Consider the following 20070-nt stretch of genomic DNA (forward strand, 5'->3'; position numbering starts at 1 on the left):
GTCGCGCCCCCGTGCGTCACCGCTCGTACGCCTTGGGCAGCGCGCCCTCGGTCGGCGTCAGATACCGGTCGCGCAGGCGGCGCTGGCGCGAGTTGGCGGGCTGGCGCACGCCGTCGATCCAGATCGCCTCGGGCGCGGACGACAACTCGAGCGGATCGCCGCTCCAGATCACCACGTCGGCCCGGCGACCGGGGCGAAGCGAGCCGATCTCGCCGTCCATGCCCAGCGCCTCGGCGGGTTTGGAGGTGATCGCGGCGAAGGCCTGTCCCCAGCTCAGGCCGGTCGCGCCCGGCAGGGTGGCGATGGCGACGAGGTTGCCCGCGTACTGGTGCAGGATGTGCTCGCCCGGCGCGGTGTTCGCGCCCACCGTCGAGATCGCGACCGTGACGCCCGCCGCCGTCAGTCGGCCGACGTTGGACTCGGTCGCGGCCAGGCTCTCGAACGAGGCGGGCAGGTCGGCGAGCGCCGCGGCGATGACGGGGACGCGGGCGGCCGCGATCTCGCGCGCGACCATCCATCCCTCCGTCACGCCGAGCAGCACCAGCTTGAGCTTGGGGTAGGTGCGCGGCAGAACCAGCACCGCGCGGATGTCGCTCGCGCGCTCGACATGGACCATCAACGGCGTGCGCCCGTCCAGCACGTCGAGCAGCGCCTGCGCGTCCGCCCGCTTGAGCAGCGCGTCGCTCCCCCGCCCGTCGAACCCGCGCCGGTCGCGGCGGAAATCCTCGGCTTGCTCCAGCGCGTCGGCGAGCGCCGCGAAGGTGGCGGGACGCGATCCGCCCGCGATCTCCGCCCCGCGCTCGCCCATCTCGACGAACTGGAACGCGCGCGCCCGCGTGACCGGATCGGCGTCCGCGCCCAGATCGATGACCGCACCGCGGCCCGCGAAGATCGACTTGTCCGCACCCGGCGCGACGAAAGCGCGCGTGACGCCGCCCAACCGCTCGTTGCCGATCGCCGCGGCCGCCGGATTGATCGACGCCGCCACGTCGATCGCCGCGCCGAACGACCCGGTGCGCGCCACGACGTCGTTGCTTTCGCCCACGCCGTAGCCGCCATCGACGAGGCCCAGGTCGGTCCAGGCGGCGACCGTGCCCGCCGTCACCCACTTGCCCGCCGCGTCCACCACCGTCGCGCCCGCCGGGGCGGCGACGTTCGCGCCCGCCGCAACGACGCGCCCGTCGCGGAACACGACGGTGCCGTTCGGGATCGGCTGCGATCCGTCGCCGATCGCGACGGTGCCGTTCACGACGGCGACGGTCTGCGCGCTCACCGGTGTCGCGAAGGTCGCGGCGAGGAGGATGGCCAGACGCTTCACTTCACGTCTCCCTGCCCGGGCTGGCCCAGCTCGAAATCGCTGACCGGCCGCCGCTTCGGATCGAGCGCGTCATACAGCAGCGCGCCGTCGATCCACACCTTCTCGGGCCGGGTATAGACGGATAGCGGATCGCCGTTCCACAGCACCACGTCCGCCATCTTGCCCGGCTTTAGGCTCCCCGTCCGGTCGGCGATGCCGAGCGCGGTCGCGGGGCCGTGCGACAGCCAGCGCCATGCCTCGGCGTCGCTCACCTGGATGCCGGCGCGCCGTCCCGACGCGAGCGCCTTGGCGACCTCCTGATTGAGTCGCTGGATGCCGTTCTCGTCGTCCGAATGGATGATCCCGCACGCGCCGGATTTCTGCAGGATGGCCAGGTTCTCGCCGATCCCGTCATACGACTCCATCTTGAACCCGTACCAGTCGGCCCACACCGCCGCGCAGGTGTTGTTGGCCTTGAGGAGGTCGGCGATCTTGTAGGCCTCGACCGCATGGTGGAACGCGGTCACGCGGTATCCGAACTCCTTGGCCATATCCATGACGATCGCCATCTCATCGGCGCGGTAGCAGTGGTTCTGGACGCGGATCTCGCCCGCCAGCACGCCGCGCAGCGTATCGAGCGCGATGTCGCGGTCGGGCCGGTCGCCGCCCTTGTCTTCGTAATTGTCCCACTGGCGCTTGTACTTCGCGGCGCGCGCCCAGGTCGCGCGGTCGACCGCGACGTTGCCCATCCGCGTCGAGGGCTTGCGCCCCTTGCTCCCGTAGGACCGCTTGGGGTTTTCGCCGCACGCCATCTTGAGGCCGTAAGGCGCACCGGGAAACTTCATCCCCTGCACCGTGCGCGCATAGACGTTCTTGAGGACCACGCTCCGCCCGCCGAACAGGTTCGCGGAGCCCGGCAGGATCTGGAGCGTCGTCACCCCGCCATTGGCGAGCGCCCGCCCGAAGCCGGGGTCCTGCGGCCAGACACCGTGTTCCGCCCAGACATCGGCGGTGACGGGGTCGGTGCCCTCGTTCACGTCCGACGTCGCCTGGACGGACGGCGACGCGCCGTTGCCCAGATGGCTGTGGATGTCGATGATGCCGGGCGTGATCCACTTGCCCGCGCCGTTGATAACGGTCGCGCCCGCCGGTGCGGCGACCTGCTGGCCGATCTCGACGATCTTGCCGTCCGCGAACAATGCGGATCCCCGCTCGATCCGCCCGCCCTCGCCGTCATAGACCGTGACGTTCGTCACCAGCGTCGCCGTACCCGGATAGGCGCGGTAGGTGGAGGGGAACGGGTCGTGCGAATAGGCGAGGTTCCGGCCGGGCGCGGCATCCTTGCCCTTGGCCGCCGACGCGCTCTTGGGCGCCGCGCCGGTCCCCGAACAAGCCGCCAGCGCCATCAGGCCGACGCCCGCCAAGCCCGCCCGCATCCACTTACCCGCTCGCGACATCACGCCTCCTCGACCCGTTGCTCGGCCGAAGTCGTAACGGGGTCGGTCGCGGCCGTCCACCGGCCGCGACCGGCCTTGGGCGTCAGGCGGCGCGCGCGGTCGTGATCTTGCCGGGCGCGCGCGGCGGCTCGCCGACGGGCAGCGCGTCGATCAGATCCATGCCCGACGTCACCTCGCCCCAGACGGTGTACTGGTTGTCGAGGAAGCGCGCATCGGCGAAGCACACGAAAAACTGCGAGTTGGCCGAGTTCGGCTCGCCCGTCCGCGCCATCGAGCAGGTGCCGCGCTTGTGCGGCTCGCTTGAGAACTCCTGCTTCAGGTTCGGCTTGGTCGAACCACCGGTGCCGTCACCTCTGCCGCCGTCGCCGCCCTGCGCCATGAAACCGGGGATCACGCGGTGGAACGGGACGCCGTTATAGAAACCCTCGTTGGCCAGCTCGGCAATGCGCGCGACGTGCCCGGGCGCGAGGTCGTTCCGGAGCCGGATCACGACGTCGCCGCCGTCCAGGGTCAGGGTGAGCGTATCGAACTGGTCGGCCATGCGGAAAACTCCTTGGTGTGTCGCGCGGCGCATCTAGGGAGCGTGCGCCCGGGTGGCAAACTGCCCGACCCCCCGCTAGGGCCAGCGGGCACAGGAGGGCGTTTCATGAGCGACATCGAAGCGCCCCTGCTAGGCGGCGACGACCGGACCCAGCTCGACGAGGACGACCGGCTCAAACCCGCCTTCGTCTCCGAGGTCCTCGACCGGGTCGAGGAGGGCGATACCGAGGGCGCGCGCCGCCTGGTCGAGCCGCTCCACCCCGCCGACATCGCCGACCTGTTCGAACTAACTCCCGCCGACCGCCGCGCCGCGCTCGCCCACGCCGTCTCCGACCTGCTCGACGGCGACGTGTTCGCCGAGATGAACGACTGGGTCCGCGACGCACTCCTGGACGCGCTCACCCCCAGCGAGGTCGCCGGGATCGCGTCGGAGCTCGACACCGACGACGCGGTCGCGATCATCGAGGATCTGGACGACGACGACCGCCGCGACGTGCTCCGCGCGATGGAGCCCGACGACCGCGCCGCGATCGAAGAAGCGCTGTCCTATCCCGAGGAGTCCGCGGGCCGCCTGATGCAGCGCGAGCTGATCGCGGTCCCCGAACATTGGACGGTAGGCCATGTCCTCGATTACCTGCGCGGACATGACGAGCTGACGACCGATTTCTGGGAGATCTACGTCGTCGGCCCGTCGCACCGCCCGGTCGGCTATTGCCAACTCTCCTGGATCCTCCGCACCCCGCGCGGGATCGCGCTGGCCGACGTGATGCAGCGCGAACAGACGCTGATCCCCGTCGACATGGACCAGGAGGAGGTCGCGCTCCGCTTCCAGAAATATGCGCTGATCTCGGCGGCGGTGGTCGATGGCGGCGGGCGACTGGTGGGCATGATCACCGTCGACGATGTCGTCCACATCATCCAGGAAGAGGCGGGGCAGGACGCGTTGCTGCTGTCGGGCGCGGGCGGCGAAGGCGACATTAACGAGCCCGTGTTCGACAGCTATAAGGCGCGCGCGCGCTGGCTCGTCGCCAATTTGTTCACCGCGCTCGTCGCCAGCAGCATCATCGCCTATTTCGAGGACTCGATCGCGCGCATGGCGTTGCTGGCGGCGCTCATGCCGATCGTCGCAGGGGTCGGCGGCAATGCGGGTACGCAGACGTTGGCGGTGACGGTGCGCGCGCTCGCCACCAACCAGCTCACCGCGTCCAACACCGCGCGCGCGGTCGGGCGCGAGCTCCGCGTCGCCTTGCTGAACGGCGCGACGATCGCGCTCGTCATCGGCGTCGGCGTCAGCCTGGTGTTCGGCAACCCGGCGCTGGGCGGTGTGATCGCGGCGGCGATGATGACGAACATCGTCATCGCCGGTCTGGCGGGCGTACTCGTGCCGCTGACGCTTGAGCGCGCGGGCGCGGACCCGGCGGTCGCCTCGTCGGTGTTCGTGACGATGGTGACCGACTCGATGGGGTTCCTGGTGTTCCTGGGTCTCGCCACCGCCTCGGGGATCGCGGGCTAGGGTTGCTCGGTCCGTCGGCTAAGCCCAAATAGCCGAAATGCCGTTACATCTGACCAAGGTAGCGTTCGGCGTGACGAGCGTCGATCAGCTCGCCGCGCGTTGGCAGGCCCGCGCCGCCAGCGGCGAGGGCTTCCTGACCACGCGCTACCTCCCCAAACGCCACGAGGAAGTCACTGGCGCGGGCTCGCTCTATTGGATCGTCAAGCACCAGCTCGTCGCCCGCTCCGCTATCCTCCATTTCGGCGAGGCGGAGGGTGGTCGCGTCGCGATCCATCTCCACCCGGAGGTCGTCCTCATCCATGCCCGCCCCAAACGCGCGCATCAGGGCTGGCGTTATCTGGAGCATGCCGACGCGCCGATCGATCTGGCCGGCGACGAGACCGGCGTCGCGGCACTTCCGCCGTTGCTGGTGGGCAAGCTGTCCGGGCTGGCGCTGCTCTAACGTCCGCAGGCGACCGGTCCGCCCGCCCGCGCGCGGACAGTGCATTTGGGCGTGCCTGAGATGCTGACCGAGCCCAGTCCCGTATTCGTGACCTGCGCGTCGTACCGCGCCATCGCCGCGATCTCGCCCGGCCCGTCGAGCAGCACCGATACGTCGCCCGCCTCGAGCTTGCCCGCATCGATCCGCCCGGCCCCGTTCATGACGTAGCGCGCCTTGGCCGCACGGCCCGCGAGCGTCACCGTTCCCGTGCCGATCACGGTGGCGTTGACCAAGTCGGCGGTCGCGTCGGCCACGGCGATTACCCCCGCCCCGCTGATCGTCAGGTCGACCCGCGTGCCCCTAACCCGCGTCGCGCTCAGCCGTCCGCCCGCGAACACCGACGCCGAAGCGAGCGAGGGCGAGGACAGCGTCACGATCACCGGCTCGGACCGGACGGCGACGGGCCGCTCGTCGCCGCCCTGGCGGTTGCCCCGGATGGTCAGCGTCGTCCCGTCGACCCGAACATCGACCCGATCGATCACGCGTGCGTCGCCCGAAACGCGCGCATTCGGCGATCCGGTGGCGTAGGTCACCTCGAACGGGCCGTTGACGCGCACCCGGTCGAAACTTCCGACCGCGAACCGCTTCTCAGCGGCTGCGGCGGGGACGGCGAAAAGGGTGAGCAGCAGGACCGCAGCGCGGATCACCCGCAGCGCACTTCGCCCGATCCGACCTTCGACGTCGTGCAGCGCGGCGATCCGCCCAGCTCCACATCGCCCGACCCCGCGATGCTGATCCGCGCCGGGCCGTTCACGACCGCGCGCGCATTGCCCGAGCCCGCGATCGACACCCGGGCCTCGGACGCGGTGAGCTGGCGCGCGTCGATGTCGCCCGACCCGGCGATCTCCATGCTGAGCATGCGCGCCGTTCCCGCGCCGACCAGATCGCCCGACCCCGCGACCGACAGCGATACGTTCGCCGCGCGCATCGCGCCGACCGCCAGGCTACCCGATCCCGCGACGCCGCCTTCGAAGCGGTCACCCTCGACCCGGTCGACCGTCATGTCGCCCGATCCCGAAACGCTCGCCCCGGCCAAGCGTGGCATGGTGACGAACACCTTCATGCCCTCGCCGTCGCGCCACTTCATCCCGACCGTCCGCTTGCGTCCGATCCGCAGGCTATCGCCGCTCCGCGTGATCTCCAGCTTGTCGAGTTCCTCGGCCGGCCCTTGCGCCCGTACCGAAAAAGCCGGCCCGACCCGGACCTCGACATCATCCGACCCGCGCAGGTCGACCTGGGAGAAACCGGACATCGCGTAATCGCGCGACGGTCCCGTCCCCCGGGCCTCCGCCCTCTCGTCGGTCCCCGCCGCACTCGCCGAACAGGCGATGAGCGGCAACGTGAAGAGCAATCCGAGTGCGCGCATGATGACCTCCCTAATGTGTAGTATATGGATAACACACGGACGGGCCGGCCCGCAAATGAAAAGGGCGGAGCCGCAGCCCCGCCCTTTCCAAGGCTCAACCGATCCCTGAAGATCAGGCCGCCACCTTGTCCTTGTTGTAGATCGCGGCGGACGCGCGGAGGATGTCGAGGATGCGCTCCTGCGCCTTCTTCTCGTCGGTCTCCTCCATCGCGGCGAGCTCGCGCGCCAGGCGGCTGGTCGCGCCCTCGAAGATCTGGCGCTCCGAATAGCTTTGCTCGGGCTGGTCCTCGGCGCGGAACAGGTCGCGGACCACCTCGGCGATCGACACCAGATCGCCCGAATTGATCTTCGCCTCATACTCCTGCGCGCGCCTGGACCACATGGTGCGCTTCACCTTGGGCTTGCCGTTCAACGTCTCCAGTGCCTCGCGCAACGTCTTGTCGGACGACAGCTTGCGCATGCCCACCGACTCCGCCTTGTTGGTCGGAACGCGCAGCGTCATGCGCTCCTTCTCGAACCGGAGCACGTACAGCTCAAGCTGCATGCCCGCGATCTCGGAGCGTTGCAGCTCGATCACACGGCCCACGCCGTGCTTGGGGTACACCACGTAATCACCGACATCGAACAACAGGGGCTTGGCAGCCATTCACGGGGCCTTTCCGGATTGGGTCGACCCGACAGGCGCGGCGCTGGAAGCGGCGGGAGCCGCAGCGAGGCCGGCGATCGGGGAAAAGGGTCATGCAACTCCGACCGGACGTGTGGAATAACGTCCGTCCCGAGTTTCATTAACATGACTCAGCACAAAAATCCAGCGAAACGGCGGCCTTAGGCGCGGCCTAGTCGCCCTTCCCCGCCTCCGGGGTGAAATACAGCTCGAACTTACCCGCCTCGCCCTTGTGCGCGTCGGCGTCGGCAGGCGTCTGGTCGGCCTTGCGCGTGACGTTGGGCCAGCTGGCGGAAAAGGTAGTGTTGAGCTCCAGCCAGCGCTCCAGCCCGTTTTCCGTATCGGGCAGGATCGCCTCGGCCGGGCATTCGGGCTCGCACACGCCGCAATCGATGCACTCGGACGGGTTGATGACCAGCATCGTCTCGCCCTCGTAGAAGCAGTCCACCGGGCAGACCTCGACGCAGTCCATATACTTGCAGCGGATGCAGGCGTCGGTGACGACGTAGGTCATTGGCTTACACGGCTCCGTGGGGCGATCGGGCGAAGGAACGCACCCCCGCTATGCCCCGTTCCCGGCACCGTCAATCGTTCCCGGTTCGTTGCGACACGTTCGCACGGGCGCGAGCAGGTCGCTATAGCACCCCTGCGCCTCCGGAGCGGGGCCGCGCCGCGCGGGCAGCGCCTCCACGCGCACCACGCGCACGTCACCATGCGCCGGGTAGGTCAAGACGTTGCCGACCCGCACCGGGCAATGCGCACGTTCGATCACCCGCCCGTCGATGCGGAGCCGCCCGGCCTCCGCGATCGCCTGCGCCGCGCTCCGTGTCTTGGTCAGCCGCGCCCACCACAGGAAGCGGTCGATCCGCATCGTTCCTTCAGCCACGCCGTCCCCAAGCCTGTAGGGCCGCAAAGGCGTTGTCGGGCGCGGGCGGCGACACGGTCACCCGCGCGGGCGGCCTTCCACGCCACACCCAACGCGGCATCGCAGGCGGATCCTCCGCAACCTCCGGGCCGCGAACGGCCGCGCGGAAGCCGAGCTCCGCCATCAGCCGCGCCAGCGTCTCGGGCTCCAGCCCGATCGACACCGACAGCGCCGGATCGGGCAGGAACGGCGCGCGTCCTTTCCTGGCGTCGTGCGCGCCCCGCGCAATCCGCTCGACCAGATCGACCCGCACCGCCTGCGCGCCGAGCGGCCGGAACCCGGCGGCAAGCACCGCGCCCGGAACCCCGCGCGCCAGCACCGTCGCGCCCGCCGGGGGCGTCGCGACCGGATCGCCGCGCACCGCCAGCAGGATCGCCCGCACCCCGGCCGCCTCGGGCTTGAGCAGCCGCGGATCGAACAGGTCGAGCGCGCCGATCGTCGCACCGATCCCGCGCAGCCGCTTGCGCTCCTCGGGACTCAGCGCATCTACCGCCGCTCGCATCGCCAACCGCGCAGCGATCCCACCGGCGGCCTCCAGCGCGCCCGCGACCACGCGCAGGGCCGGCGACGCCGCGGCGTCGCGCGCGACATCGGCAAGCGCGGGCAGCACGGCGACCTTGGCCCGCAACCGCTCGCCCACCCAGCGTTCCAGCCGCTCCCGCACCCGCTCCCTCAGCCCCTTGTCGAGGCAGTCGAGATCGCGGTCGAGCAGCAGCCGGGGTCGCGCCAGCGAAGGCCCCGCCCCGAGCGACGCCACCCGGTGCCCGCCCCAATGCAGCTCGCCCGTCTGTCCCAGCGTCACCGCCGCCGCGTCCGCCACGGCCAGCGCCGCCCCGCGCCGGTCGCGCTCGCCCTTCAGCCGTTTGTCCGCCGCCGCGAGCAGCAGCCGCTTGTCGGTCGCCCGCGCGTCGGGCGCGACCGTGAAGCGGAACCCGTCGAGCCGGCCGAGGTGATGGTCGTCGACCGACACCTCCCCCTCCGCGCCGACCACGACCGGCAGAACGCTGGCGTCCGCGCCGATCTGGCGGATCAGCGCGGTCGTGCGCTTGTCGACGAAGCGCTGCGTCAGCCCGGCATGGAGCGCGTCCGACAACCGTTCCTCCAGCCCGCGCGTCCGCTCCGCCCAGTGCGCGGGGTCCGCCAGCCAGTCCGCCCGGTGCGCGATGTATGCCCAGCTCCGTGCCGCCGCGATCCGCCCCGCGATCGTCTCCACGTCGCCCGCCATCGTATCGAGCCTCGCGATCTCGTCGGCGAACCATTGGTGCGGCAGATGCCCCTGCTTCTCGCTCAGATGCCCGAATAGCCGCGACACGAAGCGCGTGTGCGGATCGAGGCTCACCTTGCGGAAATCGGGCACGCCGCACGCCGCCCACAAGCGCTTGACCATCGCGGTCCCGCGCGCCCGGTCGCGCACCCAGTCCTCGTCCGCCAGCCGTTTGAGCACCGCCAGATCCATCGCCTCGGGCGCGCCGCGCAGCACGCCCGGCTCGGGGCGTCGCTCGAGCGACGCGATCAGCGCGTCCACGCTTCCGAAATCGGGCTCGCCGCTCCGCCAGTACAGCTGCTCGAGCTTGGGGAACCGGTGCTCCTCGACCGCCAGCACCTCCTCGGGCAGGAACGCGCCCGGGCCGTCCTCGACCAGCGCGCCGAACGTCCCGTCGCGCTGATGCCGCCCGGCGCGCCCGGCGATCTGCGCCATCTCCGCGACCGTGAGCCGCCGCTGCCGCCGCCCGTCGAATTTGTTCAAGGAGGCGAACGCGACATGCGCCACGTCCATGTTCAGCCCCATGCCGATCGCGTCGGTCGCGACGAGATAGTCGACCTCGCCCGCCTGGAACATCTGCACCTGCGCGTTCCGGGTACGGGGCGACAGCGCCCCCATCACCACCGCCGCGCCGCCCCGCAGCCGCCGAAGCATCTCGGCGACCGCGTAGACCTCCTCGGCGGAAAAGGCGACGATCGCCGACCGCTTGGGCAACCGGCTGATCTTGCGCGCACCCGCATAGGTCAGCGTCGAGAAGCGCGGCCGCTCGACGATCTCGGCGTCGGGCACCAGCGCGCGGACCATCGGGCGTAGCGCCTCCGACCCCAGGATCATCGTCTCCTCGCGCCCGCGCGCGCGAAGCAGCCGGTCGGTGAACACATGCCCGCGCTCCGGGTCCGCCCCCAGCTGCGCCTCGTCCAGCGCCAGGAACGACACCTCGCGGTCGAGCGGCATGCTTTCGGCGGTGCACAGGAACCAGCGGGCGTCGGGCGGCAGGATCTTCTCCTCGCCCGTGATCAGCGCGACCTGCTTGGGCCCCTTGATCGCGACCACCCGGTCGTACACCTCGCGCGCCAGCAGCCTGAGCGGAAAGCCGATGATCCCCGACGAGTGCCCGCACAGCCGCTCCACGGCCAGATGCGTCTTGCCGGTGTTGGTCGGCCCCAGCACCGCCGTCACCCGCGACTCCCCCGCCGATCCGCGTGCGTTCATGAGCGGGAACATCGGGCGTTGAAGGCGGGGATGCAACCTCCAACCCTCTCCCGCTTTCGCGGGAGAGGGACAGGCGCGAAGCGCCAGGGTGAGGGCCGGACCTTTCCAAGAAAAACAGCCCTCACCCGACCTCGCTACGCTCGGCCACCAGTGTCGGGTAAACAGCGCCCCGCGCTGTTTAGGTCATGCCGGGGGCATGACCGACCCGACACTCCCGCGAAAGCGGGAGAGGGGAAGACAGCCGCCCATCTCACCGGGAACACACCCCGCCGCTCCTCTGCTCGCGGTTAATTTGACTTTAGCACCTGCCACCCACAACGCCCTAACCCAGCGCCGGGGGTCGGCGACCATTGGAACCCGTCGCCCGCATGTTCCTGCGCAACGATCATGGCCTGGAATTCGCCGGTGGCGCGTCCGGCGTGTCCTTCGCCCCCCGCTCCTTCGGCCGCGCCGCCGCGCCTGAAGCGTCGGCGCTCGACCGCGCGGCCCGGATCGACTGGGTACCCGATCTCGGCGCGAACATCGGCAGCCGGGATTGGTGGCGCGGGCTCGCCACCTGCGCCGCGCTCTGCGCCGCGACGTACGCGCTCGCCCCAGGCTACCGCCCGCTCGTCGGCGTCGTCCCCGCCCCGCTCGCCGGGTCCGAATGGGACGAGGCCCGCGTACAAGGCATCGCCCCCCTGGGCCTAGGCGCGGGGACCGGCCGCCGCATGGCCGGAAACGACCTCGTCCGCCCGCTCGCCCAAGCGCCCGAACGCCCCACCGTCGAGCTTTCGGCGACGCTGGGCGATGGCGACGCGTTCGACCGCGTGCTGGAGCGCGCGGGCGTCGGCAGGACCGACGCCGCGCTCGCCGCCGCGCTGGTGGGTCAGACGACCCCGCTGAACGCGATCCAGCCCGGCACCCGCATCCAGCTCACGCTCGGCCGTCGCGCCGACCGAAGCCTGTCGCGCCCGCTCGACCATCTCGCGCTCCGGGCGCGCTTCGACCTGAATGTCTCGGTTGACCGCACCGCCGGCGGCCTCCGGATGACGCGCAGCCCCATCGCGGTCGACGGCACGCCGCTGCGCATCCAGGGCGTCGTCGGCGGTGGCCTCTACCGCGCCGCGCGTGCGGCCGGCGCGCCCGCCGGGGCCGTCGAGGCGTATCTGCGCGCGATCGCCACGCGCTTCTCGATCGGCCGCGACGTGTCCGCCGAGGACCGATTCGACCTGATCGTCGAACGGGATCGCGCCGCCACCGGCGAGGTCCGGCTCGGCAAGCTGCTCTTCGCCGGGCTCGAACAGGGGAACCGCCGCACGCAGCTGGTCCGCTTCGGCCCCGACGGCGGCGATGTGTCCGACAACACGGGCAGCAGTGGCGCGGGCGATCAATGGTACGACGCGAACGGCCGCTTCGAGCGCCGCGGCTTCATGGGCCTGCCCGTCGCGGGACGCATCTCGTCGGGCTTCGGCTTCCGCGCGCATCCGATCCTGGGCTTCCTGCGGATGCACAAGGGTCTCGACATCGCCGCCCCGCACGGCGCCCCCATCCATGCGGCCGAGGGCGGCGTGGTCCGTTTCGCCGGCCGCAACGCAGGATATGGCAACTTCATCAAGCTCGCGCATCCGGGCGACCTGGAATCGGGCTACGGCCATCTGAGCCGCATCGCCGTCGTGCCGGGCGAGCGCGTCGCGCGCGGCGCGGTGATCGGCTATGTCGGCTCGACTGGCATGTCGACGGGGCCCCACCTCCACTGGGAAGTCTGGCGCGGCAGCCGCCCCGTGAACCCGCGCTCCATCTCGTTCGACCAGCTGTCCGCCCTGTCCGGCGAGAAGCTGCGCGCGTTCAAGGCGCGCGTCGCGGCGCTCATGGCCGTCCGGCCGGGCGGGCGCTGACCGCCAAGGCGACCTGGCGCGCGTTTTCTCCGGGTACCGGGTCCAGCAACCGGCGAACCGCCGCGACATGGCTCCGCACGCCCTCGCCCACGCTGTATCGCTCGGCCACGGCGGGCAGCATCGTGGGGCGCTCGCGCGACCAGCATTTTTCGAGCGCGCGGGCAAAGGCGGCAGGCGTCGCCTCGCCCACCACCGCGCAGCCCTCGGCCCCGCCGACCAGCGTCCGCGCTGCCAGGAAACAGTCGGTCGCCACCACCGGGCATCCCGACGCCATCGCCTCCAGCACGACCGCGGGCAGCCCCTCATAGCGCGACGACAGGGCGAGCAGCCGTACCCGCCGCAGCCACGGCCCGACATCGGCGACGTAGCCGGGCATCGTGACCCGCCCGTCCAGTCCCAGCTCGCGCGCAAGCGTCTCCAGGGACGCGCGATCGGGCCCCTCGCCCAGGATCACCAGCCGCGCGCCCGGCGCGCGCACCTCCGCGAATGCGCGGATCAGCAGATCGAACCGCTTCTGCGGCGCCAGCCGCCCGATTGCCAGGATCATATCGCGCTCGCCCACCAGCTCGCGGCACGGGGCGAGCATCGCGGGCGTCACGTACGGATTGACGACCGGCTGGAAGCGCGACGCGCTCGCCGGGAATGCCGCCGCCAGCAGCTCGGCCTCCCGGTCGCACAGCGTCAGCACCGCGTCCGACAGCCCGAACGCATCGGCGTAGCGCAGGCGGCGGTACCAGCGGCGCAGCGGCCCGTCCTTGGCCCTGACGATCGGATTAGTGACCTTCAGCATCAGTCGCGCCGAACCGAGCCGCGCCAGCCGAAAGGCGAGCGCGGTCGTCCAGTTCATGTTGTTGCCCGTCGACATTACCACGTCGGGCGCGCTCGCGCGCAGCCGCGCGACCAGGCGCGGCAGCACGATCAACCGGTCCAGATGACGCGATCCGCGCCGCTCGTTCAGCGCGCGCACGGTCACGCCGTCGCCGATCAGCGACAGCATCGTTGCGGTCGTGGGCGCGCCGCCGAACAGCACGATCAGTTCGACCGCGAACCCGGCCTCCGCAAAACCCCGTGCCAGATGCGCGCATACCCGGTCGGTCCCGCCCTGCCCCAGCTCGTGAAGCGTGAAGGCGATCGTGGCCCGGCGTTCGCGATCCGGCCGGTCCTGCTCCACGACATCTTCCGACAACGGCTACCTCAATCTGAACCGAGTGCGGCCGTAGTGGTAGCTGTCCGAGCGGCGCGACGAAAGCGCTGTCCTACAAGCCGCCGCTCGTGTCAGGGTCGCCACGACTCGGGCCAGTTACGGGCCTGCGCTCTTTGAAATAACCCAAGCGGAAACGATCGCTCCGTATCGTTTCTACCTGAGTGTCAATCGTGTAAAGCTAGCGGCAGCCTGGGCTCGTTGTGGGCGGCGAAGTTCATCCGCCCACGCCCATACCTTCCCGACTTTGTCCGGCCTATCCGACCTCGGCGGCCAGACGTTCTTGGTGTGACCTTAGTGACCTTCCGCGCCCGCTACAGCGTGAATGGCCGATCGGATCATCGCCCATCGCAGTTCACTTCCCCTGCGCCCGCCATTTCTGGATGGTGCGATTGATGATCTGCTCCTCGCCGCCGACGTCGCGCCATAGGCTGGAGAAGAGCGGATCATTCGATGCCGGCCGCCGCGCCTCCTCCAGCCCGTCGAACTGGACACGGATCGGAATGGCGACGCCCTCGCCGCAGATGATGCATTCGCGGTTGCGCAGCGCCGGGATCGAATCGAGGAACCCGCGCGCGCCCTCTGGCATCGCGGCGCGGACGAACGCCTGGTCGCGCTCGTTGTTGAGCCGCATGGCGATAATGGTGCCGCACTGCGACAGTACCCCCTCCGCCAGGTCGGACGGCCGCTGCGTGATCAGCCCCAGCGAGACGCCGTATTTGCGCCCCTCCTTGGCGATCCGGCCCAGGATGCGCCCGACCGACGATCCGCCGGGGTCGCGGTCGGACGGGATGTAGCGGTGTGCCTCCTCGCAGACGAGCAGGATCGGGCGCTGCGGCTCGTTCCGGCTCCAAATGGCGAAGTCGAACGTCATGCGCGCGAGTACCGCGACCACCGTCGAGGTGATGTCCGACGGCACGCCCGACACGTCGATGATCGAGATCGGCTTGCCGTCGCCCGGCAACCGGAAGATGCGCTGGAGGAACCCCGCCATCGTATCGGCGACGAGCATTCCTGAAAACATGAAGCCGTAGCGCGGGTCGGCCTTGATCTCCTCGATCTTGCCCTTGACCCGCATATACGGACCGGTGTCGCCCGCCCGGTCCATCTTGCCCATCTCGAGCGCGATCAGGTTGGTCAGGTCGCTGAGCAGATAGGGAATCGGCGCGTCGACCGTCAGCTTGGCGATCTCCTGCCCGATGCGGTTCTTGGCGCGCGCCATCAGTAGGCATTTGGCGAGGATGTCGGCGTCGACCTGCCGCTCGGAGCCCGAGGTGGTCAGGAACACCTCGCAATGCTCCTCGAAGTTCATCAGCCAGTACGGCATCTGCAGGTTATTGACGTCGTAGATCGCGCCATTGGTCCGGAACGCCGCCGAATACTCGCCGTGCGGGTCGATCATGATGATGTGCCCCTGCGGCGCCAGGTCGCAGATGCGGTGCAGGATCAGCGCGGCGCTGGTCGACTTGCCCGTACCGGTCGATCCGACGAGCGCGAAATGCTTGCCCAGCATCGCGTCGACATACAGTGCGGCGCGGATGTCCTTGGTGGGATAGACCGACCCGATCTCGATGTTGGCGCGGTCGTCGGCGGCGTAGATCTGCTGGAGGTCTGCGGTCGAGATCGGATGCACTTCGCAGCCGGGCGTCGGATAGCGCGTCACGCCGCGCCGGAAGTTGTAGAGCTTGCCCGTCAGCCGCTCCTCGTCGCCCTCCCCCAGAAAGTCGATGTCGGCCATGATGCGGTCGCCGTGCGTCGAGGTCGGGTCGAGCAGGAGGCTGCGGACGTTGGCCACCAGCCAAGTCGACCCGACGCGCATCTTGATCTGGGTACCGACCTGTCCCGTCGTCGCGACCACCGAGTCCGGATGTGTCGTCAGTAGCTGAAGCGCGTTCACGTCGATCACCGCGCGGCTGCTCGATCCGGCGATGGCGAGCACGAAGCCGATCGGGCCGGTCCGCTCGACGGCAAAGTCGGCGGGGATCGCGTCCGCAAAGGCGTCGGCGCCGGGCATGAAGGTCATGTGATCGGGTCCCGTATGATCTCGTGGGACGCGCATGCGCGGCCAATGGTAAAGATCGGGTGCCGTCAGCGCCGCCCGGCCGCCCATCCCGCGAACCAGCCTAGCCCGACCGACAGCGCCACCGCCGTCAGTCCGTAGAGCAGCGGCGCGTTCTCGGCCGCGCTCGCGACGAAGCGCTCAAACCCCGATTTGCGGATGTCGATGTCGCGCGTCGCCGCCGCCAGCACGCGCCCGTCGCGGATCAGGAATGTCTCGGCGGTGAAGCGCCCGACCGGTACCCGCGCGGGTACCCCCACGCGCGCCCGGTACAGCACGCCGTCGGTGATCTCGACCGCTCCGGGGTCCTCGTAATACAGCCCGGTTCGCCGCCGCAGCCCGACCAGCCCGTCCGCGAACCGGTCCTGCACCTCGGGCGCGGCGCTCGACGACGGCGACAGCTGCAGGCTGGCGAGCCCCAGCTCGAAGATCGCCCGGGTGCGCGCGTCGACGATCCGATCGATCGGCCTGGACGACGCGACCGCGTAGAAGGACGGGGCGGACCGGTAGCGCTGGTCCTCTGCGTTGACCCAAATACCCGCCACTCGCCGCTTCTGCCGGATCAGGATCGACTCGGTCGGACCCTTGACCACCACGACGATATCGGTCGGCGTACTCCCCCTCGGTAACCGCCCGCCGGGATAGAGGATCGCGCCGAACAGCAGCAGTTCCGCGCCCGTAAAACTGTAGGCGATCTCGATCGCGCGCTGCGACACGTCGGGCACCAGCAGGGGTGCCGGCGCCTGTCCCCCGAGCAGGAGCGCGGCGGCAGGCAGCAGCCGCTTCACGCCAGCTCGACCGAGAAGATCGCCTCCGGCCGCCACACCAGCCCGAGCAGGACGCGCGCACCGACCGCCAGCACGACCAGCGCGAGCGCGAGCCGAAGATATTCGGGCTTTACCCGCGACGCGAACCGCGCGCCCACCTGCGCCCCCGACACCGACCCGATCAGCAGCAGCCCGGCGAGCACGATATCGACCGCCTGGGTGGTGAGCGCATGAACGAGCGTCGCGAGCGCGGTGACGAACAGCGTCTGGAACAGGCTGGTCCCGACCACCACGCCTGTCGCCATGCCGAGCAGATAGATCATCGCCGGCACCAGAACGAACCCGCCGCCCACGCCCAGCAGCAACGTCAGGATGCCGACGAAGAAGCCGAGCAGCAACGGCGCCAACGGCGATATGTACAGGCCCGAGGCGTAGAAGCGCGTCCTGAGCGGCAGCGCAGCAACCAGCGGGTGGTGGCGGCGCTTGCGCGGGCGCGGCGCGATGCGCCCCTTGGCCGCACCGATCGCCAGCAGCGACTCGCGCAGCATCAATACGCCTACGAAGCCAAGCAGGAGCACGTAGGTGATCGCGATTACCGTGTCGGTCTGCCCGCTTCCCTGGAGCAGGCGGAACAGCCACGCCCCGAACAGCGCGCCCATGCCGCCGCCCGCGACGAGCACGCCGCCCATCTTCAGGTCCACGCCGCCGCGCCGCAGATGCGCGGAGACCCCCGACACGCTCGCCCCCGTCACCTGGCTCGCCGAGGATGCGGCGGCGACGGTCGGCGGGATGCCGTAGACGATCAGCAGCGGCGTGGTCAGGAACCCGCCGCCCACCCCGAACATCCCCGACAGCAACCCGACCGCGCCGCCCAGCGCGATGATGACGAATGCGTTCACCGACAGGTTCGCGATGGGGAGATAGACGTTCATGGACCCGGTCGTCCTAGCGCGTCGCCCAAGCAGGCGAAAGCAAGCGCGGACCTCAGAAGTCCGCGCCGATCGACACCGCCGGCCCCGAGCCCGGCCGCGCATTCCCCACCACGCGCTCGCGCCAGTCGACCGTCAGGCGTAGCGTGCGTCCCGCGACCGGCGCGGCGATCCCGAGCGTCGGCCCGATATCGAGCCGCTCGCCGCCGCGTTGCGCCCCGCCCCATGCGCCCGCCCCGACATCGAGCGTCGCCGCACCAAACCTTGCGACGGGTCGGGTCACGCGGGCCGCCCCGTCGGCGAACCCCTCCGTACGGTCGCGCTTGATCGCGCCCGCCTGACCATAGGCCTCCAGCCGGAACCCGCGCCCGAACGTGCGGTCGATCCCGGCGATCACGCCCAGGCTCGGGCCGCCCCGTCCGGCACCCAGCGCGAAGCGTTGCTCGCCGAAGACGTGGACCGGCAGCCCCGCCGGACGCCACTCGATCCCCAGCGCCGCCTCGCGCCCACGACCTTCCAGCGGCGTCGCGACCCGGCCGACCAGCGCGATGCGGCGCGCGTCGTTCAGCGCATAGGCGATCCGCGCGCCGGCCTGCGATCCGCCGAGCTGGCTCGAGCCCAGCCCGCCGCCGGCCCCGGACGGCCGCGCGATCGCGAAGAGGCTCCCGCTCCAGCGGCTCCCGACATCGCGGTTTGGGATGCCGACAGGACTCGGCAACGAACCGTCCTCGGTTGTGGGCCGTCCGGGTGCGATCGGCGTCTGCCTGCTCGTTGCGGAGGCGACCGGCCCCGCGAGCTCGAACGTCGATCCGCCCGCCCGGTCCGGTCGAGCCGACTTAGGCTTGTCGGTCGTGAAAACGATGGCGGGAACGACCGATCCTACTCTCAGCCTTACCGGCATGGCGGCCGTCGCCGCAGGTCGGGCCTCCTTCCTGGTCGCGGCCGCCGCCTCTGCGACGATGCTCGCCGGCTCGCGTTCCGGCCAGAGCAGCACCGCGCGCACGCCGATCCAACCGGCGATCACCGTCACGAGGAAACGCAAGGGGCGACCCGTCGTCATTCCGCCGGCGTCGTCGCTTCGGGAAACCGGTGCTCGGTCTTGTCCCACACGGGTGCCGACCCGCGCAGCATCGCGCGGTAGCGCCACGCGGCCAGACGCACCGCTTGTAGCGCGATGACGTTGCCGACCACCATTCGCGGAATTGAGCGCGCCCCCTCACGCCATCCGTAGCTCCGCGTGGTAAATGCGACGCGCCACGCCAGACGCCATCCGAGCAACGCCATGTTCAGCGCGAGCACGCGCAGCAGGACCGGGTCGATCGAGGGGCTCGGCACGCCCGCCATCCAATGTACCGCGCCGGACAGCGCCCACAGCAGCAGCGCTAGGTAGGCGGCGGCGAGCACGATCACGGCCAGCGGCGCGCGGCGGTCCCGCGCCCGCATCCAATGGTCGAAGATCGCGAGCGGCCGCGCCCAGCCGGTACGGTCCCAGCCGGCGAGCGCTATCCCGGTCATCCAACGCGCCTTCTGCCGGACGGCCGCGTCCAGTTCGTCAGGAAAGTAGGCGCGGGTCGCGACCAGCGCGCCGCCGGGCCGTTCGGCGGCGCGCGCGAAGCAGCCGGTGAAGCCAAGCTGGGCCAGATGGAGGCCGGTCTCGTAATCCTCGACCAGGCTGCCCGGATCGAACGGCGCACCCCCGCGCTCCGACGCCAACGCGTCGAGCGCATCCCGGCGGATCGCGCAGCCCACCCCGGCGAGCGGCAGTCCCGCGCCGAGCGCGGCGCGCACGACGAGCAGCTTCCCGTGCGCCTCGGAAAACTCGTCTGCGTAGGTGCCGCCGATTCAGTGCGCCTCCGGCCGGATCAGCGGATGCACCGGCAGCTGCACGACGGCGTGCCGATCCAGCAACGAGCCGAACACCCGCAGCTCGGCCGGGTGGATCACGTCCTCGGCGTCGTGGAGCACGACGGCGCGGGTGGGAACGCCGGTCCGGGCATCGTCGGCCCGCAGCGCGCGCCAGAGGGTGTTGAGGTTGTCGCCTTTGGTGGTCGGGCCGTCGCGCAAGCCGACCACCAGCCGCACGCGGTCGTCGCGTTCGGCCACCGATGCGACCGCGTCGATCGTCGCCGGGTCGTTCGGGTAGCAGCCGACATAGATGCGGTAGTCGGGATGGTCGACCGAGCGGAGCGCGGCGTCCAGCATGCGGCCGATTACCGACACCTCATCCCAAGCGGGCACGAAGACGGCTATCCGGCCCGGGCGGTCGGGCGGCTTCAGGTCATCCAGCGCGAGCCTGCGACCGCGGCCCGCCAGACGGCCGCAGATATAGAGGAAATCAACGAGCAGGTCGTCGATGCCGCCGACCAGAAAGCCGAAGGCCGCGAACAGCAGCACCTCGCGCGCAACCGCGGCCAACCCCCACAACACCCAGTCCACCCGTGCCCCCGCCCGATGTGCCCGAAGGCGAGATCAACCGAGCCGGTAGGAGATCAAGTATAATCCGAGGTTAATCGGGCGG

General features: G+C 70.4%; 17 protein-coding genes and 1 pseudogene. 3 read left to right on the top strand and 15 right to left on the bottom strand.

Annotated features, from left to right (window positions below):
• Positions 1-16: 16 nt before the first annotated feature.
• The 3 genes from ACFE7F_RS00125 to ACFE7F_RS00135 form a co-directional block, all read right to left on the bottom strand.
• Positions 17-1318, bottom strand: a complete 1302-nt coding sequence (locus ACFE7F_RS00125) for an amidohydrolase family protein (protein ID WP_375401805.1) — start codon at positions 1316-1318, stop codon at positions 17-19.
• Positions 1315-2754 carry an amidohydrolase gene (locus tag ACFE7F_RS00130; protein WP_375401806.1) on the bottom strand — a complete coding sequence of 480 codons (1440 nt, stop codon included), beginning with the start codon at positions 2752-2754 and terminating at the stop codon, positions 1315-1317. Before ACFE7F_RS00130 ends, ACFE7F_RS00125 begins: the two co-directional genes overlap by 4 nt.
• 82 nt (positions 2755-2836) lie before the next feature.
• Positions 2837-3295, bottom strand: a complete 459-nt coding sequence (locus ACFE7F_RS00135; RefSeq protein WP_375401807.1) for a peptidylprolyl isomerase — start codon at positions 3293-3295, stop codon at positions 2837-2839.
• Between the two features lie 105 nt (positions 3296-3400).
• On the opposite strand from ACFE7F_RS00135, the gene mgtE reads away from it, so the two are divergent.
• Positions 3401-4807: a magnesium transporter gene (mgtE, locus tag ACFE7F_RS00140; protein WP_375401808.1), complete on the top strand. Its 1407-nt coding sequence runs from the start codon at positions 3401-3403 to the stop codon at positions 4805-4807.
• A gap of 37 nt (positions 4808-4844) precedes the next feature.
• A complete protein-coding gene (locus ACFE7F_RS00145) occupies positions 4845-5249 on the top strand; it encodes a DUF1489 family protein (RefSeq protein ID WP_375401809.1) in 405 nt (134 codons plus the stop codon).
• Here the strand turns inward: ACFE7F_RS00145 and ACFE7F_RS00150 are convergent.
• The 6 genes from ACFE7F_RS00150 to ACFE7F_RS00175 form a co-directional block, all read right to left on the bottom strand.
• Positions 5246-5935 carry a GIN domain-containing protein gene (locus ACFE7F_RS00150; RefSeq protein WP_375401810.1) on the bottom strand — a complete coding sequence of 230 codons (690 nt, stop codon included), beginning with the start codon at positions 5933-5935 and terminating at the stop codon, positions 5246-5248. The two genes, ACFE7F_RS00145 and ACFE7F_RS00150, sit on opposite strands and share 4 nt — an antisense overlap.
• The gene (locus ACFE7F_RS00155; protein WP_375401811.1) at positions 5932-6654 is read right to left on the bottom strand and encodes a head GIN domain-containing protein; all 723 of its coding nucleotides are present in this window, start codon (positions 6652-6654) and stop codon (positions 5932-5934) included. The genes ACFE7F_RS00150 and ACFE7F_RS00155 overlap by 4 nt, the downstream gene beginning before the upstream one ends.
• 112 nt (positions 6655-6766) lie before the next feature.
• Positions 6767-7300: a CarD family transcriptional regulator gene (locus ACFE7F_RS00160; RefSeq protein WP_375401812.1), complete on the bottom strand. Its 534-nt coding sequence runs from the start codon at positions 7298-7300 to the stop codon at positions 6767-6769.
• 190 nt (positions 7301-7490) lie between these two features.
• Entirely contained in the window at positions 7491-7832 is a 342-nt protein-coding gene (gene fdxA / locus ACFE7F_RS00165) for a ferredoxin FdxA (RefSeq protein ID WP_375401813.1), read from the bottom strand.
• A gap of 48 nt (positions 7833-7880) precedes the next feature.
• Positions 7881-8204 carry an RNA-binding S4 domain-containing protein gene (locus ACFE7F_RS00170; RefSeq protein WP_375401814.1) on the bottom strand — a complete coding sequence of 108 codons (324 nt, stop codon included), beginning with the start codon at positions 8202-8204 and terminating at the stop codon, positions 7881-7883.
• Entirely contained in the window at positions 8197-10719 is a 2523-nt protein-coding gene (locus ACFE7F_RS00175; protein ID WP_375401815.1) for a helicase-related protein, read from the bottom strand. The genes ACFE7F_RS00170 and ACFE7F_RS00175 overlap by 8 nt, the downstream gene beginning before the upstream one ends.
• 350 nt (positions 10720-11069) lie before the next feature.
• On the opposite strand from ACFE7F_RS00175, the gene ACFE7F_RS00180 reads away from it, so the two are divergent.
• Positions 11070-12596 carry a M23 family metallopeptidase gene (locus tag ACFE7F_RS00180; protein ID WP_375401816.1) on the top strand — a complete coding sequence of 509 codons (1527 nt, stop codon included), beginning with the start codon at positions 11070-11072 and terminating at the stop codon, positions 12594-12596.
• Here ACFE7F_RS00180 and ACFE7F_RS00185 read toward each other — a convergent pair.
• The 6 genes and pseudogenes from ACFE7F_RS00185 to ACFE7F_RS00210 all read right to left on the bottom strand — a co-directional run bounded on the left by ACFE7F_RS00185 (position 12568) and on the right by ACFE7F_RS00210 (position 19988).
• Complete coding sequence (locus ACFE7F_RS00185; RefSeq protein ID WP_375401817.1) at positions 12568-13782, bottom strand: glycosyltransferase; 1215 nt, start codon at positions 13780-13782, stop codon at positions 12568-12570. The two genes, ACFE7F_RS00180 and ACFE7F_RS00185, sit on opposite strands and share 29 nt — an antisense overlap.
• Before the next feature lie 370 nt (positions 13783-14152).
• A complete protein-coding gene (locus ACFE7F_RS00190; RefSeq protein WP_375401818.1) occupies positions 14153-15820 on the bottom strand; it encodes an ATP-binding protein in 1668 nt (555 codons plus the stop codon).
• A 65-nt stretch (positions 15821-15885) separates the two neighbouring features.
• Complete coding sequence (locus ACFE7F_RS00195) at positions 15886-16644, bottom strand: TIGR02186 family protein (RefSeq protein WP_375401819.1); 759 nt, start codon at positions 16642-16644, stop codon at positions 15886-15888.
• On the bottom strand, positions 16641-17555 hold the full coding sequence (locus ACFE7F_RS00200; RefSeq protein ID WP_375401820.1) for a sulfite exporter TauE/SafE family protein: 915 nt from the start codon (positions 17553-17555) through the stop codon (positions 16641-16643). The genes ACFE7F_RS00195 and ACFE7F_RS00200 overlap by 4 nt, the downstream gene beginning before the upstream one ends.
• A 52-nt stretch (positions 17556-17607) precedes the next feature.
• The gene (locus ACFE7F_RS00205) at positions 17608-18594 is read right to left on the bottom strand and encodes a hypothetical protein (RefSeq protein ID WP_375401821.1); all 987 of its coding nucleotides are present in this window, start codon (positions 18592-18594) and stop codon (positions 17608-17610) included.
• A gap of 14 nt (positions 18595-18608) precedes the next feature.
• A pseudogene (locus tag ACFE7F_RS00210) lies at positions 18609-19988 on the bottom strand (glycosyl transferase family protein).
• Positions 19989-20070: the final 82 nt, after the last annotated feature.

It is taken from the genome of uncultured Sphingomonas sp. (assembly GCF_964235535.1).
Classification (GTDB): Bacteria; Pseudomonadota; Alphaproteobacteria; order Sphingomonadales; family Sphingomonadaceae; genus Sphingomonas.